The following is a 17,351-nucleotide window of genomic DNA, read 5'->3' as shown; positions in this document are numbered from 1 at the left end:
CGGCGTGTCCGAACCGAAGTTCGAAGTCCAGATGCTGCACGACCGAGTCATGATCAAGATGGAGAAGGACAGCGGCGAGCGCCGCAGCACCGGCGGGATCGTGATCCCCGCGACGGTCGAGCAGGCGAACCGCCTGGTGTGGGGCGAGGTCTGCGGGGTCGGCCACCACGTGCGGATCGTCAAGACCGGCGACCGCGTCCTGTTCCACCCGGGCGAGCAGTACGAGGTCGAGATCCAGGGCGAGAACTACCTGGTCATGCGGGAGCGCGACCTGCACGCGATCGCCAGCGAGCGCCCCGAGCACGGCACCGGCCTCTACCTCTAGGCGGGCGCCCCCGGGTCCGCCTCGCTCTCCACCAGGCCGTGGTCGGTGAGCTCCCAGAAGTGCCGCCGGCCCGGCCGGACGAGCTGGAACACCGCCTTGTACGCGGCGACGCTCATCAGCCCCCAGTACAGCGGGATCGTGACCATGACCCGCACGGCGCGGAACAGGCCGCGCTCCAGGCATCCGGCCATCGCGCAGTAGACCATCAGCAGGTTCCCGGCGACCATCGTGACGACGCCGCCGTACAGGACCGGCGGCGGGAAGACGGCCTGGACGTGCCGTGTGCCGGTGCACAGGTAGAGCGCCGTCAGCGCCCAGAAGAACGGGTTCGCGAGCGTGGTGAGCGTCGGGAACCCCATCGTGAGGTGGAAGGCGATCGTCCGCCGGGTGCCGAGCTGCCGCCACAGCAGCAGCGGGTGCCGGGTGTGGACGAGCCACGTCTGGATGTACCCCTTGATCCACCGGCTGCGCTGCCGGATCCAGTTGCCGAGGCGGCTGTTGGCCTCCTCCTCGGTGACCGAGTCCATCATCCGCACCTCCCAGCCCCGGCGCGCGATGCGGATGCCGAGGTCGGCGTCCTCGGTGACGTTGTAGGGGTCCCAGCCGCCGAGCGCCGCGAGCGCGTCCCCCCGGAAGTGGTTGGACGTGCCGCCGAGCGGGATCGCGAGCCGGTGCCGGTCCAGGCCGCGCAGCCACAGGCCGAAGGTCGTGGCGTACTCGGCGGCGAAGCAGCGGGTCAGCCAGTTCGTCCAGGGGTTCCAGTACTGGAGTTCGGCCTGCACGCACACCGTCCGGTCGGGCAGCGACGCGAACGCCAGCGCCGCCTTGCGGAGCTGGTCGCGGTCGGGCCGGTCCTCGGCGTCGTAGATCACGACGAGCTCGCCGCGCGCCCGCGCCAGTCCGATGTCGCACGCCTTCGGCTTCGTCCGGGGCGGGGCCGGCGGGATCAGCACGACCTCGAACGGCGCGTCGAGGTCGGGCAGCGCGCCGCGGGTCTCGGCGTCGTCCTCCTCGACGAGCAGGAGGATCTGGAGCCGGTCGGCGGGGTAGTCCAGGCTCGCGAGCCGGTCGAGCAGGCACGGCAGCACCGCCGCCTCCCGGTAGAGCGGCACGAGGACGGTGTAGGACGGCAGGTCCTCGTCGGGGACGGCGTACAGCTCGTCCTCGCCGAACCTGATCATCGGCGCGGTCCACGCGGTCGCGACCATCACGGTCCGGAACACCAGCGACAGCAGGTAGGCGGCGGTGACCGCCCAGACCGCCGCCTGCGCCCACCGGACCGGCGGCGGCCCCACCCCGGCCAGCGCGTGCGCGGCCATCGCCGCCGCGACCAGCGACGGCAGCGCAACCGCCACGACCGCCTGCCCGCGGCTGAGCGTGCGGCGCGCGCTCAGCTCCTCGTCCATGGGCGCCACCGGGCCCCACGGCGGCGCGTCCAGGACGGCCGTGTCCCCCGGGTCGGCGCCGGCGAGCGTCATCGCGCCCTCGCCAGCCGGTAGACGCGCTGGGTCGCGTCCCGGTAGAGGAGGGCGTAGCCGGTCAGCCGGGGGTTGTCGCGCAGCGCCTGCCAGGTGCGGTCCGGCGCTCCGCGGAGCGTCCGCGCGTAGATCCAGCGGACGCGGCTCCCGGCCGGGTCGGTGAGCGCGCGTTCCCACAGCCGGAAGCTGCCCTCGTAGACGACGCGTCCGATCGGGATGCGCGCCCGGAACGCGACCTCCTCGTTCCCGTAGTTCTCCATCAGGAGGGTGCCGCCGTCGTAGTGGGCGCGCAGCCAGGTCGCGGCCGCGATGACCCCCCGGCGGTGCGGGCCCCCCTGCCACCGCTCGGGTTCGGCGAGCGTCGCGGTCCCGGGGACCGCGAGGACGGTGGCGACGACACCGGCCGCCGCCCCCACCCGCGGCCAGCAGCCGTGGAAATCGGGCACCAGCGACACGAGGTAGCCGGCGAAGACGGCGGCGGCCAGCGCCATCACCAGGCCGAACCGGACGTTGTAGAACGCGCCCTGGACCTCCGGGACGTACAGCGGCCGCTGTCCCGTGTCGAGGGCGTAGACGAAGAACGGCGCGAAGACCAGCAGGACGAGCGGCGCCACCGCCGCCGGGCGCAGCCGCCCGCGCCACAGGTAGCCGGCCAGCCCGGCCGCCGCGGCGAGCAGCGTCGGATAGCCGAGGTTGTGGACGACGGCGAGCCCGTAGGTCCGCGCGGCGGTGAGCGGCGCGCCGACGTTGGCGTCGCCCGCCGTCACCCACAGCGACGGCTTGGCGTAGTCGCCGGAGTACCAGCACAGCGCGTCGCCGAAGATCACATGGCCCCACACCGCCCACGCGGCGATCCCGCTGAACGCCAGGAGCGCGAAGAAGGCCAGGTGCGCCTCCGCCCGTGCGTAGGACTTCCAGCGGCGTACGGCGACGTATCCCACCACCAGCGTTCCGGCGGCCGCGAGCAGCCAGCCCTCGTAGCGGGTCAGTGTGGCGAGCAGCGTCGCGCCCGCCGCCAGCGCGAGCCGCGCGTGCCGTCCGGTGCGGCACCACGCCTGGAGGTGGTGGACGGCGGCGGCGACGCAGGCGAACAGGAGCAGCTCGGTCATCGGCGTGCTCTGGAGGTAGAGCACGTTGGTGTTGAGCGCGAACAGCCCGGCCGCCGCGAGGCCCGCCGCCCGGCCCCGCCCGGCCGCGCGTCCGCGCGCCGGGCCCGCGTGCGCCCCGCCGGACACCGGCCCGCCGGACACCGCCCCGGCCGCCGCGCCGACCGCGATCAGGTACACGTACCGGACCGTCGCCGCGTAGGCCGCCATCGAGACCACGGTGCCGCCGAGGCCGGAGTGGAACAGGCCGTCGTGCCAGACGAACGGCAGCGCCAGCAGGTGCGGCAGCGGCAGCCACACGCCGCCGAGCTGCGCCGCGCCCGCCGTCGGGCTGTCCACCACGCGGCGGGCGATGAGCAGGTGCGAGACGGCGTCGTTGTAGGCGAGCACGGTGCCGTGCCGGAGGTGATGCGCGAGCGCGGCGGCCGACAGCGCCACCGCCGCCGCCGTCACCCCCGCGAGCACGCGGTCCCTCGGGTGCAGCATCCACCGCGCCCACCGCCACGCGTAGCCGTCGCGGACCAGGATCCGGTACACGTGGACGAGGCTCAGCAGCGACCGCGCGACGACCCACGGCGACGCCCCGGTCGGCCGGCCGTGCGCGCGGGGGCGGTGGTCCACCGGATGCTCGACGACCCGGGCGTCCCGCCGCCTGATCTTGGCGAGGATCTCCGGGTCGATCGCGGCGGCCTCGCCCACCAGCCCGAGCCCCTCGACGACCCGCCGGTCCAGCAGCTTGTAGGCGCAGTCGACGTCCCGGCTGCGGATGCCCAGCAGGATTCTGCTGAGGAGCGTCCACAGCCGCCCGCTGAGGCAGCGCGCGGAGGAGTCGGCGCGGTGGCGGCGGAACCCCGTCACGGCGTCGGCCCGCTCCTCGCTCCTGAACCGCAGCAGCACGGGCAGGTCCGCCGCCGCGAACTGGCCGTCGGAGTCGGTGAGCAGCAGCAGCCGCAGGTCGGTCCACTCCAGCGCGGCCGCGATGCCGGTGCGGACCGCCGCGCCGTACCCCCGGTTGGCGCGGTGGCGGACGCCGATGACCCGACCCGCGTACCGCACGACCAGGCCGTCCAGAATCTCGCCGGTGGCGTCGGGGCTGCCGTCGTCGACGACCACGACGCAGTGGTCGTGGCCGGCGGCCTCCAGCGTCACCAGGAAGTCCTCGACGGTCGCCGCGAGGTTCTCCGCCTCGCGGTAGGCGGGCATGACGACGACCACGCCGTCGCGAAGGGGTCGCGCTCCCGGGGCGGTACGCGGCCCATCGGCCCTGTGTCCCACCGCCGTCGTCAACGCGATTCCCCGAGATTTCGCCGCCTGGACGCACGCGCGGGCGCGTCCCTCGCGACTCATTCTCATGTCCGTCCCGGCATGCCCGATAAATCCGTTGATCAAGGCCCAGCAAAGATCCATCGCGTGCTGTGGCGGGACGTCCCGGTTTGGGTGACTATGGAGGCTCGACGTGTCCCGCCAGGCCTGTGACCTGGCGGGACACGTCATCTCCTCACAGCCCCCGGACGGCCGCGACGCTGAACGGGATGCGCGGCACGCCCGCGCCGAGCGGGCCGCCCTTGTCGAACTGCGACCGGACGACGTACAGCGTGCCGTGGCTGCGCGCCACCGTCGTCGGCAGCTCCAGCGCCGGGCTCGCCTCGCGGCGCTCCCGGCGGGCGGCGGCGCCGTCGTTCCCGACCCGCCAGCGCGAGATGGCGTTGTCGAGGTTGTGGACCGCCCAGAGGCGTCCGCCCTGGAGCTCCAGACCGTCGGCGTGGCGCAGGTCGCCGCCCTCCAGCGCCACCTTGCGGACCGCGCCCGAGGCGACGTCGAGCCGGTACAGGTCGCCGCCGGTCATGTCGACGGTGAGCAGGTACCGCCCGGACGGGTCGGCGACGATGCCGTTCAGCGTGAGCTCCCCCGCCGCGTGCTCCTCGACGGCGTCGCCGAGGTCGAAGCGGGCCCTGAGGTCGGCGCGGCCGCCTCGCGCGACGTCGCGGGGCGTCACCCGGTAGACGACCGAACGCGCGCTGTCGGTGACGTAGGCGTCGCCGTTGGGGGCGACGGCCACGTCGTTGACGAACTTGGCAGCCGTCCCCGGCACGACGAACCGGGCCAGCAACCTGCGGGTCCCGATGTCGTACACCGAGACACCGGACGAGGAGTCGCACACCCACAGCCGTCCGGCCCGGTCGGCCCGGACGCCGTTGGCGGTGCGGCGGCCGTCCGCGCCGGCGGGCAGGAACACCTCGGCCACCCGCCTGCCGCGCGTCAGCCTGTAGACGCTGCCGTCCTCGTAGGACGCGACGTAGAAGTCACCGGTGCGGTGATCGATCGTGATGCCCTCCGGATACACGCGGTTCCCCGGCAACGCGAACGCCGTGGACACATGAATCCGGGACGAAACGGGCGCGACGGCGGCCGCCGGAGCAGCCCCCGACGGAGCGGCAAGGGAGACGGACGCGGGCAGGACGGCCACCGCGAACGCGGCGGCGGTAGCACGGGCAAAGCGGTTCATGCTTCTCCGTTCGTACTGATTCATAAGAACGCATACGAACGATAGTTAGAGTTCTAATGCTCGTCAACCTTCGACCGTTCGAAGGCTCGATACCATGCGGAGATGACCTCAATGCCCGTCCCGGAGCGGATCGGCTCCTACCTCAAACGCGCCGAGCAGGCGCTCAACGGAGCCAAGCAGGCCGCGGTGAAGCCGAGCGGGCTCACGGTGCCGCAGTACGCCGCCCTTCTGCACCTCGCGGACCACCCCGGGATGTCGGCGGCGGCGCTGGCCAGGGCGTGCGCCGTCACCCCGCCGACGATGAACACCGTCCTGAAGAACCTGCGGGAGCGCGGTCTCATCGAGCGGACCCCGCACGAGTGGCACCGCAACATCCTGGAGACCCGCCTCACCGCCGAGGGCGAGGCGGCCATGGCCGACGCGGACGCCCGCGCCATCCGGATCGAACGCGGCCTCGCCGCCAAGTTCACCGACGCCGAACGCGAAACGCTGATCGAACTGCTCGGCCGCTGCGTCACCTTCCTGGAAGCAGCCCGCCCGGCCCGCAGCGGCTGACAGAATTCTTCGCGATCTCGGCCCAGCGTGCTCCCCGGCGGCTCGCAAACCGACCGACCTTGTGCGGGCGCGGAATCGCTTCGCGATCAGGGTCAGACGACGACCTTGGCGGAGGAGCCGGTGCGGTTCTTGGTGACGCGGAGCTGGGCCGGGATGCGGGCGCGCAGTTCGGCGACGTGGCTGACGATGCCGACCGCGCGGCCGCCGTCGCGCAGGCCGTCCAGGACGTCCATGACCTCGTCGAGCGTCTCCTCGTCGAGGGTGCCGAAGCCCTCGTCGACGAACAGCGTGCCGATCTCGGTGCCGCCCGCCTCGGCGGTGACGACGTCGGCGAGGCCGAGCGCCAGCGACAACGAGGTGATGAACGACTCGCCGCCCGACAGCGTGACCGGGTCGCGTTCCAGGCCCGTCCAGGCGTCGGCGACGCGCAGCCCGAGGCCGCCCGCGCCGCGGTTCCGGTCGCCCGCCGCCTTCTCGGTGGTGTGGACGAGGGCGTAGCGGGCGCCGGACATGCGGGCGAGCCGCTCGTTCGCGGCGGCGACGACCTGTTCCAGCCGCGCGGCCAGCACATACGCCGACAGCGACATCTGCCGCCGGTTCGCGGCGGACTTGCCGGAGGCGAGCCCGGCGAGGCGTTCGGCGACCTCGTGGCGTTCGGCGGCGGGACGCCAGGCGCGGACGGCGGCGTCCAGCTCGCGGCGCAGCTCGGCGAGGCGGTCGCGGCGATGCCGGGCGCGGTCGGCGGCGGACGCGGCGCCCGTGTGCGCGGCCTCGGCCGCGGCGAGCGCGGCCTCCAGCGCGGGCAGGTCGGGTGCGGGCGCGGCGGCGGCCGACCGCAGCGCCGGGTCGTCGAGCAGGTCGCGGACGGCGGCCTCCTCGTCCTCGAACCGGCGGAGCCGGTCGCGCAGCCGCGCCTGGTCCTCGTCGGGCATCGCGGCGGCGAGGACCTCGTCGGGGGTGGCGAAGCCCTCGTCCTCGGCGGCGGCCTTCGCGGCGGCGCGGGCGGCGGCCAGCTCCCCGGCGGCGAGGTCGGCCGCGCGGAGCGCCTCGACCGCCTCGGTGAGCGCGTCCGCCTCGCGGCCGAGCCGGGCGATGCGCTCCTCCAGGCTGCCGTCTGCGTCGCGCGCCGCGTCCAGCTCGGCGGCCAGCCGCGCCTCCTCGGCGGCCAGCTCGCCCTCGCGGGTGCGGTTCCTGGTGAGCGCCTGGCTCAGGTCCTGCTGGGCGTCGCGGACGCGGTCGAGCTCCTGCTCGTCCCCGTGCACGGCCGCCTCCAGCCGCTCGGCCTCGGCGAGCGCCGTGTCCGCCTCCGCCAGCGCCAGTTCGGCGTCCGCCAGCTCGGCGCCGAGCGCCTCGGCGGTCAGCTCGCCGACGATCTCCAGCAGCCCGTCGCGCTCGGCGCGCCGCGCCTGCACCTCAGCGGTGGCCCGCTCGCGGACGTCCTGCGCCCGCTCGAACTCGGCCTGCGCCTCGGCGACCTGCTCCTGCGTCGGGATCGGCGCGAGCGAGGTACCGGGCGCGGGGTGGTCGGGCGAGCCGCAGACCCGGCAGGGCACGCCGTCCTCCAGCTCCTCGGCGAGGACGGCCGCCATGCCCTCCAGCCGCGCCTGCTGGAGGTCCTGGGCGCGCTGCCGGGCGTCCTGGGCGGCGTCGACCGCCTCCTGCCGCGCCGCCTCGGCCTCGGCGAGCAGGTGCTCGACCTGGTCGCGGCGCTGCGCGGCGTCGAGCCTGTGCCGCACGGCGTCGGCGGCGGCCAGGGCGCCGGGACGCGTCGCGGCGACCGCGCCGGCCGCCTTCAGCTCGGCGCGGCGCGTCTCGACGCGGCCGGGCAGCTCGGCGAGGGTCGCGGAGACGCGCGCCTCCTCGGGCTCCAGCCGCCGCAGCTCGTCCGCCAGTCCGCGACGCTCGTCCCGGATCTGCCGCAGCCGGACCGCCGTGCCGCGTTTGCCCTCCAGCGCCGCGGCATCGTCGCGGCGCTCCCGCTCGGCCTTGGCGAGGACGTCCAGCGAAGCGTTCGGCGGCAGCAGCGCGCCGACGCGGGCGCGGGTCTCGTCGGCCCAGCGGCGGGCCTGCCGGGCCCGGTCGTGCCGGTCGGCGACCGCCCGCACAAGCGGGACGACCCGCTCAGCCCGGGCCGCCGCGTCGAGCCGCGAGGCGACCCGCGACCGCTCCTCCGCGCGCTCGGCGAAGGCGGCCCGGCGCGCCAGTGCGTTCTCGTGGCGGCCGCGCCGTTCGGCGAGGTCCTCCGCCGCCCGCAGCGCGGCGCGCGCGGCCTCCACCTCCCCGGCGGCGCCCGCCCGAAGTTCCTCGACCACGGCGCGCACGTCGGCGTTCCCGCCGGCCAGCTCCGCCGCCCACGCGGGCAGCCCCTCGACCTCGGCGGCCGCCTCCTCACCCCGGCGCGGCGCGGGCACGGCCGCCCGCCTCTGCGGGACGGCGGGCCCGGCCTGCGCCGCGGCGGCGTGTGGCAGGGGCGAGCCGGTCGTTTCGGCGATGCGGTCGGCGATCGAGACGGCGCGCGCGGCCAGCTCGGCGGCCTCCCGGCCGGTGGCGGCGCGGCGCTCGGCCAGCCACTTCTCGACGTGGGTGAACACCTCGGTCGCGAAGAGCCGTTCGAGCACCTCGCGGCGCTTGTCGGCCCCGGCGCGCAGGAACCCGGCGAACTCGCCCTGCGGGAGCATCGCGACCTGGCAGAACTGCGTGGCGTTCATGCCGAGGAGGCGGGAGACGAGGTCGCCCGCCTCGTCCAGCCGCGTGGTCAGGCCGATCCACCCGCCGTGCTCGAACTCCTCCAGGACGACCCTGGCGTTCTGGGCGGTGGTGCCGGACCCGCGCAGCTTGGGCCGCTCCCACGCCGGGGACCGGGTGAGCCGCAGCCGCCTGCCCCGCACGGTCGTCTCCAGGACGACCTGCGGCGCGGCCCCGGGCGGGGCGTGGTCGCTGCGCAGCCCCTTGACGACGCCGCGCGCGCCGGGCACCTGCCCGTAGAGGGCGAAGCACACGGCGTCGAGCACGCTGGTCTTGCCCGCGCCCGTCCGGCCCTGGATGAGGAACAGTCCCGCGTCGGACAGCGCGTCGAAGTCGATCTCCTCCGTCGAGGAGAACGGGCCGAACGCGGTGACCTCCAGGCGGTGCAGCCTCAAGCGAGTGCCTCCTTGCGGCGGAAGTGCTCGAACGCCTCGTCCAGCAGGGCGCGCTCGGCGGTGCTCGCCGGGCCGTCGGTCATCTCGGCGACGAAGTCGCCCGCGATGTCCAGTTCGGACCGCTCGGCGACGCGCTCGGACCAGGTGCGGGCGCCGTCCGTCCCGCCGCCCTCGGGCTCGTAGCCGAGGACGAGCGCGTGCGGGAACCGGCGGCGCAACCGCTCCATCGCCGCCGAAGGACGGCGCGGGTCGGTCAGCGTGACCTGGAGCCAGCGGTCCTCGTACTTGTCGAACGCGGCATCGGTGAGGAGGTCGTCGATGCGGCCGCGGATGCGGGAGATCCGGCGCGGGACTGGGGCCTCCGCGAACTCGGCGGTGACGCCGTCCTCGCGCAGGTCGACCAGCCAGAACCCCTTGACGTGCCGGTCCTCGGAGAAGGAGTAGGCGAGCGGCGAGCCCGAGTACCGGACGCGGTCGGTGACGGACCAGCGGCCGTGCAGGTGGCCGAGCGCGGCGTAGTCGACGCCGTCGAACACCGCCGCGGGCACATGGGACGAGCCGCCGACGGAGATGTCGCGCTCGCTCTCGCTGGCTTCCCCGCCGGTCACGAACGCGTGCGCCAGCACGACCGAGCGCAGGCCAGGACCGCGCCGCGCGATGTCGGCACGGACGCGGCGCATCGCCTCCGCCAGCGTCGCCGCGTGGCTGCGCTCGTCGAGCTCCCACTCGTGCCGGACCAGCTCGGGCTCCAGGTAGGGGATGCCGTAGACGGCCGCGTCGCCGACGACGACCGGCTCCCCCACCCGCGTGAAGTCGGTGCGGACGTGTACCCCGGACGCGTCCATCAGCGCCGAGCCGAACCCGAGCCGCCGCGCGGAGTCGTGGTTGCCCGCGATGAGCACGACGCGGGTGAGGTCCTTCAGCCGTCCGAGCGTGTCGTCGAACAGGCGGACGGCGTCGACCGCGGGCAGCGCGCGGTCGTAGACGTCGCCGGAGATCAGCACGCAGCCCACCCGCTCCGCCCGGACGGTCTCGACCAGATGGTCGGCGAACGCCGCCTGGGCGGCCAGCAGGTCCTCGCGGTGGAACGATCTGCCGAGATGCCAGTCGGAGGTGTGCAGGATTCTCATGTCGCAGCAACCATAGGCACCCCCTACGACACATCCCGCGCAGAAACGCCGCGTTCCTTCAATCCCGTACAAGAGCCACACCCGCACCGGGAGCCATGTGCCCTGGGAGACCGCCGGAAGCCTCTAGTCTTGGGGCGTGAGTGATCGCCCCTACGTGCTGGTGAGCTGCGCGATGTCGGTCGACGGCTACATCGACGACGCGACGCCCGAGCGGCTCCGGCTGTCCAGCCCCGCCGACTTCGACCGGGTCGACTCCGTGCGCGCGGGCTGCGACGCGATCCTCGTCGGCGCCGGGACGGTGCGCGCCGACGACCCCCGGCTGCTGATCCGCTCCCCCGCCCGCCGGGAGCAGCGGGTCGCGCGCGGGCTGCCCGCCGACCTCACGAAGGTCACGCTGACCTGGAGCGGCGACCTCGACCCGGGCGCGCGCTTCTTCACCACGGGCGAGGCGCCGAAGCTCGTGTACGCGCCCACGGGCACGGCCGGCGGGCTCGCGGCGCGGCTGGACGGCCGCGCCGAGGTGATCGACGCGGGCGACCCGCTCACGCTGAGCACGGTGCTGCGCGACCTCGCGGCGCGGGGCGTCCGGCGGCTGATGGTCGAGGGCGGCGGCGGCGTCCACACGCTGTTCCTGACCGCCGGTGTCGTGGACGAGCTGCAACTCGTCGTCGCGCCGTTCTTCATCGGCGACCCGTCCGCGCCGCGGTTCGTCGGCTCGGGCGTGTTCCCGCAGGCGCCGGACCGCCCGATGCGGCTGGAGGAGATCACCCGCATCGGCAACCTCGCGCTGCTGCGCTTCCTTACCGGGACCGCGCGTGGATGACGCGCGCTGGCTGCGGCTGGCCTGCGAGCTGGCCCGGCGGTGCCCCCCGTCCGGGACGGCGTTCTCGGTCGGCGCCGTGATCGTGGACGCCCACGGCCGCGAGATCGCCCGCGGCTTCTCCCGCGAGGACGACCCGCACGACCACGCTGAGGAGGCCGCCCTCGCCCGGGTGACCGGCGACCTGGGCGGCGCGACCGTCTACAGCTCGCTCGAACCGTGCGGCCACCGCGCGTCCCGCGACCGCCCGTGCGCCGAACTGATCGTCGCGTCCGGCGCGGCGCGCGTCGTCTTCGCGTGGCGGGAGCCGTCCCTGTTCGCCGAGGGCACGGGCGCGGAGACCCTCACCGCCGCGGGCATCGAGATCGTCGAACTCCCGGAACTCGCCGACCTCGCCCGCCAACCCAACACCCACCTCCTCCACACCAGCTGAACCGGAGCGCTCCGCCCCAGGATCATCGAGTGCGTGAGTCGGCGTAGCCGGCGCAGACCCAAGGCAAGAGCGCCCGCCACAGCGACTCGCACCTGCCGAACCGGAGGGCTCCGCTCAGGGACCATCGAGCGCGCAGGTCGGCGTGGGCGGCGCAGGATCAGGGCGAGAGCGCCCGCCACGGCTGCACGCACGTGCTTCACACCGGCTGGTCCCGGATTCATCGGGTGCGCAGGGCGTCGTAGGTGGTGCGGGCTCGGGGCAACAGGGCTCGCCATAGGGGGCGGTAGAGGCGGCCGGGGAGGTAGCGGCTGCGTTCCTCCAGGGCGACGCGGCCGCGTGGGTGCGCCTTCCAGCCTGCCGAGCCCGGATCGTAGCCGGACCGGTACTCGATGGCGCAGACGTGCTTCACGCTCTTGTAGCCGTAGTGGGCCGGGGCGACGAGGCGGAGCGGGGCGCCGTGGTCGGGGGTGAGCGGCGCGCCGTCCAGGGCGTCCGCGAGCAGGACGCCGGGGGCGAGCGCGTCGGCCAGGAGCAGGGTGGCGCGGTAGCCGTCCAGGCCGGTGAAGGTGACCCAGCGCGCGGCGCGGGCCGGTTCCACGTGGGCGGTGAGGTGGGCGTGGACGGCGGCGAACGGGACGCCCTCCCAGCGCAGGCCGAGTGCGCTCCACGTGGTGACGCAGTGCAGGCCGGCGCGCGTCTCCGCCCGCCCGAGCCCGGTCAGCTCCGCCGCCGGGAGCTGCGCCGGGCGCCGGACGGCCCCGGTCACCGTCACCACCGGCAGGTCCGGGACGCGCGGACGGCGGGCCGCGAACGCGGGCAGCCCGAACGGGGCCAGGGGCGCGGCCGTCTGGCCGGGAGGCAGGGCGTCCAACGGTCCTCCTTTTTAGAGACTGCTCTCCAATACCCTACCCTCTAGCCCATGGGGCGACCACCGCGGCACGACGTCGGACGCCTGCTGGACGTGGCCGTCGAGCTGGCGGCGGACGGCCCGGGCCGGGTGACGGTCGCGGCCGTGGCCCGCGCGGCGGGCGCGCCGAGCGGCTCGGTGTACCACCGCTTCGAGGGGCTGCCCGCGCTGCGCGCCGCGCTGTGGCTGCGGACGGTCGAGCGGTTCCAGGCGGGCTTCCTCGACGCGCTGCGCGGCGAGCCGCCGGAGCGGGCGGCCGGGGAGGCGGCGCGGCACGTGGTGGCGTGGAGCCGCGCGCATCCCGCGGAGGCCCGCGTCCTGCTGCACGGCAGGTCCGCCCTCGACGAGGACGGCTGGCCCGAGCGGGACCGCGCGCGGTTGGGCGAGACCGACCGCCGCGTCGGCGCGGCCGTCCGCGACCTCGCGGGCCGCCTCGGCGTCGAGGAGGAGCGCGCGGCCGTGGCCGTGATCGACCTGCCCTACGCGATCGTGCGCCGCCACCTGCTGGGCGGCGGCACGATCGCGCCGGGTACCGAGGACCGCGTCGCCGAGGCGGCCGTCCTGCTCAGCCGCCGGTGAGGCTCAGCCCTCGGTGAGGCCCAGGTGCTCGGCCTCCTCGGTGAGCCGCCGCGCGGCGGCCGCCGAGCCCGCCGCGTCCAGCTCGTGGGCGAGCTGCTCCAGCTCGGCGCCGCCCGCCATGAGCGCGGTCAGCTCCTCGCGGGTGATCTCGTCCTTGGCGTGGTATCCGGCGCTCCGGCCGCGGTTCAGGATCAGGAAGCGGTCGCCGACCGGGTAGGCGTGGTGCGGGTTGTGGGTGATGAAGATGACCGCGAGGCCCCGCTCCCGCGCCTGGATGATGTAGCGCAGCACGACCCCGGCCTGCTTGACGCCGAGCGCCGCCGTCGGCTCGTCCAGCACGAGGGCCCTCGCGCCGAAGTACACGGCGCGGGCGATCGCCACGCACTGCCGCTCGCCGCCCGACAGGGTGCCGATCAGCTGGTCGACGTCGCGCAGGTCGATGCCCATCGCGGCGAGTTCGGCGCGGGCCGTCTCGCGCATGAACCCGGTGTCGAGGCGGCCGATGCCCTTGCGCCGCTCGGAGCCGAGGAAGAAGTTGCGCCAGACCGGCATCAGCGGGACGACCGCGAGGTCCTGGTAGACGGTCGCGATGCCCCGGTCGAGGGCGTCGCGCGGCGAGCCGAACGCGACCCGCTCCCCCGCCACCTCGTAGGTTCCGGCGTCGTGCCGGTGCAGCCCCGCGATGATCTTGATGAGCGTGGACTTGCCCGCGCCGTTGTCGCCGAGGACGCAGGTCACCTCGCCCGCGTCCGCCTCCAGGTCGACGTCGCGCAGCGCGATCACGGTTCCGTAGCTCTTGCCGACGCCGGTCAGCCTGACCAGCGGCGGTGTTCCGGTGTCGGTCATGCCGAGCGCTCCACCCTGCGTCGCACGATCAGGTTGACCACGGTGGCGATGAGCAGCATCGCGCCGAGGAAGAACTTGAACCAGTCGGGGTTCCACTCGGCGTACACGATGCCCTTGTTCGTCATCCCGAAGATGAACGCGCCGATGGCGGCGCCGATCGCCGAACCGTATCCGCCGGTCAGCAGGCAGCCGCCGATGACCGCGCAGATGATGTAGAAGAACTCGTTCCCGACGCCCTCGCCGGACTGGACGGTCGCGAACGCGAACACCAGGTGCATCCCGGAGATCCAGGCGCACAGCGCGACGCCCATGAACAGCCCGATCTTGGTGCGGGCCACCGGGACGCCGACCGCGCGGGCGCTGGCCGCGTCGCCGCCCACCGCGAAGATCCAGTTGCCGGTCCGGGTGCGCAGCAGGATCCAGGTCGCGACCGCGACGAGCCCGAGCCACCAGAACACGGTGACGTTGACCTCCACGCTCCCGATGCCGACGTCGGAGGCGAACACGGCGCGGGCGCTGTCGAAGCCGTCCATGTCCCGGACGGAGTCGGACGCGACGTTCCCGGTGACCGCCTTCGTCACGCCGAGGTTCAGGCCCGCGAGCATGAAGAACGTCGCGAGCGTGATGATGAAGCTCGGCAGCCGCGTGTTGACGTAGAGCAGCCCGTTCACCATGCCGAGCGCGAGCGTCACCACCAGCGAGATCGCCACGCCCGCCCACACGTTCAACGTGAGCTGGTAGGCGGTGAGCGCCGCGACCAGCGCCGAGGTCGTCACCATGACCCCGGCGGACAGGTCGAACTCACCGCCGATCATCAGCAGCGACACGCCCACTGCCATGATCCCGAACGTCGAGGCCGCGTACAGGACGGTCGAGAACGACGTGGCCTGGAGGAACGCGTCCGCGACGACGGAGAAGAACACGAACACGGCGACGGCGCCGAGGAGCGCGCCGAGTTCGGGGCGGGCCAGCAGGCCCCACAGCGGCGACCGCCGGGCCACCCGCTCGTCGACCGGTGGCGGCGGTTGCGCGACGTCCCGCGTCACCGGGTGCCCCGGCGCGCGAACGCCTCCAGCGCGGCGGCGTTGTCCCTGGTCACGATCGCGGGCCCGGTCAGCACCGGGCGCCCGCCGCCGAGCACGTCGCCGTTGGTCTTCAGCAGCCACAGCGCGTCCACGGCGCTGTAGCCCTGGAGGTAGGGCTGCTGATCGACGGCGAACCCGATGTCGCCGGCCCGGATCGCGTCGATCAGCTCCCGGTTCAGGTCGAACGTCCCGACCCTGGCCTTGCTGCCGACGCTCTTCACGGCGTCGACGGCGGTCGCTGCGAACGGCGCGCCGAGCGTGAGGACGCCGTCGATGCCCTTGTCGGCCTGGAGCTTGGCGGTGACCGACGACCTGACCTCCGGCATGTTCGTACCGTTGACGTACAGGTTCCGCAGGTCGCCGCCGAAGGTCTTGCGGGCGCCGGCGCAGCGGTCCTCCAGACCGATGTTGCCCTGCTCGTGGACGACGCACAGCGCCTTCTTCGAGCCGATCCGCGCGAGCTCCCGCCCGGCGGCCTCGCCCGCGACCGACTCGTCCTGGCCGAAGTGTGCGACCGCGCCGAGCCGCGCCGAGTCGCCCGCGCCCGAGTTGATCGACACGACCGGGATCTTCGCGGCGGCCGCCCGGCCGAGCACGTCCTTCAGCGCGTCGGGCTTGGCGAGCGTGACGATGACGCCGTCCACCTTCTGGTCGAGCGCGGCCCGCACGAGCTCGGCCTGCTTGCCGCCGTCGGCGTCGGCCGAGTACAGGAACTCGACGTCGTCCTTGGCGGCGGCGGCCTTCGCTCCCTTCTGGACGATGTCCCAGAACGTGTCGCCCGGGCCCGAGTGGGTCACCATGGCGATCCTCAGCCGGTGCCGCTCGGCCGCCCGCTTCTCCGCCTTCTTCCCGCCCGAGCTGCTACAGGCGCCGAGTGCCAGCAGGCTCACGGCCGCCAGTACCGCGAGTCTCGTCGCCGGCCCGCGCGCGCACACGCCTCTCATCTGTCGGTCTCCGTTCTCCCCGAAGGACGAGCTGGGTCCAACGGAAGGAGTCGATCACAGATGGCGACGCCGCGTCCGCCCTTCGCTCACGCCGGCGCCGCGCTCACGTCGCCCCTCCGCTCACGACGGCCGCGCTCACGGCCATGCCGCGCGCACCTCGCGGGTGTCCACGATCCGGCCCTCCCGCATCGACAGCTCGCACGCCTCGGCGAGGTAGAACGCCTCCAGGGCCTCCTCGGGCGGGCACGGGTTGCCGTGGCGGCCGGTGACCACGTCCATGAAGGCCCGCAGCTCCGCGTCGTAGGCGTCGGCGAACCGCTCGATGAACCCGCAGTAGGCGCCGCGCGGCACGGCGTCCGGGGCGGGCGCGCCGCGCTCGGGGTCGCACCCGCCCTGTTCGGGGAGGGCGGTGACGGGGGTCCGCTCGTCCAGTCCCGCGACGATGCTGTCCTTGGAGCCGAACAGCTCCAGCCGGGCGTCGTAGCCCGCCGCGTTGTACCGGGTGGCCGAGACGAGGCCGAGCGTCCCGTCGTCCAGGACGAGCATCGCCGATCCCGTGTCGACGTCGCCGCACTCGCGGAAGAACGCGTCGCCCCGGTTGGCGCCGGACGCCGTCACCCGCACGACCTCCCGGCCCGTCACGAACCGGATGAGGTCGAGGTCGTGGATGGCGCAGTCGCGGAACAGCCCGCCGGACGCCGGGACGTAGGCGGCGGGCGGCGGCGCCGGGTCGAAGCTGCACGAGCGCACCGTGTGCAGCCAGCCGAGCCGCCCGGACGTGAGCGCCTCCCGCGCCGCCGCGTTGCCCGCGTCGAAGCGGCGCTGGAACCCGACCTGCACCGGGACCCGCGCCGCGTCCGCCGCCGCCACGATCTGGAACGTTCCATCGAGGTCGGGCGCAAGGGGCTTCTCGCAGAACACGGGTATTCGACCGGCCAGAGCGGCCGCCACCAGGTCGGCGTGCGCGTCGGTCGCCGCCGCGACGACCACGCCGTCGAGCCCTGCGGAGAACAGCTCGCGGACCCCGTCCACCGGCACGACGCGGACCTCGCCGCTCGCGACCCGCGCGGAACCGACGTCCTGCGCGCACGCGGCGTCCGCGGCGGCGAGGACGTCCACGACGGCGTCCCTGGGGGCGCGCGCCAGGCGGTCCGCCAGCAGGCGGGCGCGGGAGGGGTCCGCGTCGGCGACGACGAGCGTGCCCACCTCGGGCAGCCCGCACAGCGCGGCGGCGTGGCGGGAGCCGATGCGGCCCGCGCCGGCCAGTCCGATGGTGAGACCGGCGGTCGGTCCAGTGGTCGTGGTCTGCGTCATTCTCGATCCCGGCTGTGTCGTCCCGGGGCCGGACGAGGGGCGGGCCTGCGCGGCGCACGCCGTCGCCGGTCCTGGGGGCGAGCACGGCACCGCTTCGCGATCGACCCGGATGAGGCTCACCTGCGGCATCGCCTCGCCCGGGAGCGGGTGACGCGCTCGCGCGTCGGCTGAGGCACTCTCAAA

The 17,351-nt window shown here is 74.5% G+C and carries 15 protein-coding genes; 5 read left to right on the top strand and 10 right to left on the bottom strand.

The genetic code is table 11. The annotated features are described in order from the left end of the window. The first annotated feature begins 4 nt into the window (after positions 1 to 4). The gene (locus K2F47_RS22385; protein WP_242906796.1) at positions 5 to 325 is read left to right on the top strand and encodes a GroES family chaperonin; all 321 of its coding nucleotides are present in this window, start codon (positions 5 to 7) and stop codon (positions 323 to 325) included. Here the strand turns inward: K2F47_RS22385 and K2F47_RS22380 are convergent. The 3 genes from K2F47_RS22380 to K2F47_RS22370 all read right to left on the bottom strand — a co-directional run bounded on the left by K2F47_RS22380 (position 322) and on the right by K2F47_RS22370 (position 5,415). Beyond that, on the bottom strand, positions 322 to 1,803 hold the full coding sequence (locus K2F47_RS22380) for a glycosyltransferase family 2 protein (protein WP_242906794.1): 1,482 nt from the start codon (positions 1,801 to 1,803) through the stop codon (positions 322 to 324). The genes K2F47_RS22385 and K2F47_RS22380 overlap by 4 nt on opposite strands. Further along, a complete protein-coding gene (locus K2F47_RS22375; RefSeq protein ID WP_242906792.1) occupies positions 1,800 to 4,112 on the bottom strand; it encodes a glycosyltransferase family 2 protein in 2,313 nt (770 codons plus the stop codon). Before K2F47_RS22375 ends, K2F47_RS22380 begins: the two co-directional genes overlap by 4 nt. 295 nt (positions 4,113 to 4,407) lie before the next feature. Then, complete coding sequence (locus K2F47_RS22370) at positions 4,408 to 5,415, bottom strand: SMP-30/gluconolactonase/LRE family protein (RefSeq protein ID WP_242906790.1); 1,008 nt, start codon at positions 5,413 to 5,415, stop codon at positions 4,408 to 4,410. Positions 5,416 to 5,517: 102 nt separating this feature from the next. Between K2F47_RS22370 and K2F47_RS22365 the strand changes: the two genes are divergently transcribed. Further along, the gene (locus K2F47_RS22365; protein WP_242906788.1) at positions 5,518 to 5,970 is read left to right on the top strand and encodes a MarR family winged helix-turn-helix transcriptional regulator; all 453 of its coding nucleotides are present in this window, start codon (positions 5,518 to 5,520) and stop codon (positions 5,968 to 5,970) included. Positions 5,971 to 6,062: 92 nt separating this feature from the next. On the opposite strand, the gene K2F47_RS22360 is transcribed toward K2F47_RS22365, so the two are convergent. Continuing rightward, positions 6,063 to 9,110, bottom strand: a complete 3,048-nt coding sequence (locus tag K2F47_RS22360; protein ID WP_242906787.1) for an AAA family ATPase — start codon at positions 9,108 to 9,110, stop codon at positions 6,063 to 6,065. Continuing rightward, the gene (locus K2F47_RS22355) at positions 9,107 to 10,240 is read right to left on the bottom strand and encodes an exonuclease SbcCD subunit D (RefSeq protein ID WP_242906785.1); all 1,134 of its coding nucleotides are present in this window, start codon (positions 10,238 to 10,240) and stop codon (positions 9,107 to 9,109) included. The genes K2F47_RS22360 and K2F47_RS22355 overlap by 4 nt, the downstream gene beginning before the upstream one ends. Positions 10,241 to 10,376: 136 nt before the next feature. On the opposite strand from K2F47_RS22355, the gene K2F47_RS22350 reads away from it, so the two are divergent. Beyond that, a complete protein-coding gene (locus tag K2F47_RS22350) occupies positions 10,377 to 11,063 on the top strand; it encodes a RibD family protein (protein ID WP_242906784.1) in 687 nt (228 codons plus the stop codon). Then, on the top strand, positions 11,056 to 11,493 hold the full coding sequence (locus tag K2F47_RS22345) for a cytidine/deoxycytidylate deaminase family protein (RefSeq protein WP_242906783.1): 438 nt from the start codon (positions 11,056 to 11,058) through the stop codon (positions 11,491 to 11,493). Before K2F47_RS22350 ends, K2F47_RS22345 begins: the two co-directional genes overlap by 8 nt. A gap of 217 nt (positions 11,494 to 11,710) precedes the next feature. Here K2F47_RS22345 and K2F47_RS22340 read toward each other — a convergent pair whose 3' ends face one another. Beyond that, entirely contained in the window at positions 11,711 to 12,364 is a 654-nt protein-coding gene (locus K2F47_RS22340; RefSeq protein ID WP_242906782.1) for a molybdopterin-dependent oxidoreductase, read from the bottom strand. A gap of 48 nt (positions 12,365 to 12,412) precedes the next feature. On the opposite strand from K2F47_RS22340, the gene K2F47_RS22335 reads away from it, so the two are divergent. After that, positions 12,413 to 12,979 (top strand): TetR family transcriptional regulator, encoded by a 567-nt coding sequence (locus tag K2F47_RS22335; RefSeq protein WP_242906781.1) that lies wholly within the window; start codon positions 12,413 to 12,415, stop codon positions 12,977 to 12,979. Positions 12,980 to 12,982: 3 nt separating this feature from the next. Here K2F47_RS22335 and K2F47_RS22330 read toward each other — a convergent pair whose 3' ends face one another. The 4 genes from K2F47_RS22330 to K2F47_RS22315 all read right to left on the bottom strand — a co-directional run bounded on the left by K2F47_RS22330 (position 12,983) and on the right by K2F47_RS22315 (position 17,168). Then, positions 12,983 to 13,825, bottom strand: coding sequence for an ATP-binding cassette domain-containing protein (locus K2F47_RS22330; protein ID WP_242906779.1), 843 nt, complete (start codon positions 13,823 to 13,825; stop codon positions 12,983 to 12,985). Beyond that, positions 13,822 to 14,871, bottom strand: a complete 1,050-nt coding sequence (locus tag K2F47_RS22325; RefSeq protein ID WP_242906777.1) for an ABC transporter permease — start codon at positions 14,869 to 14,871, stop codon at positions 13,822 to 13,824. Before K2F47_RS22325 ends, K2F47_RS22330 begins: the two co-directional genes overlap by 4 nt. After that, positions 14,868 to 15,854, bottom strand: a complete 987-nt coding sequence (locus K2F47_RS22320; RefSeq protein ID WP_242906775.1) for a sugar ABC transporter substrate-binding protein — start codon at positions 15,852 to 15,854, stop codon at positions 14,868 to 14,870. Before K2F47_RS22320 ends, K2F47_RS22325 begins: the two co-directional genes overlap by 4 nt. Positions 15,855 to 15,989: 135 nt before the next feature. Further along, a complete protein-coding gene (locus tag K2F47_RS22315; RefSeq protein WP_242906773.1) occupies positions 15,990 to 17,168 on the bottom strand; it encodes a Gfo/Idh/MocA family protein in 1,179 nt (392 codons plus the stop codon). Between the last annotated feature and the right edge of the window lie 183 nt (positions 17,169 to 17,351).

The organism is Actinomadura terrae, from assembly GCF_022751215.1.
Taxonomy (GTDB): Bacteria; Actinomycetota; Actinomycetes; order Streptosporangiales; family Streptosporangiaceae; genus Spirillospora; species Spirillospora terrae.
The sequence above is the reverse complement of the archived record's forward strand: the minus strand, read 5'-3'. Positions and strand labels throughout refer to the sequence as shown.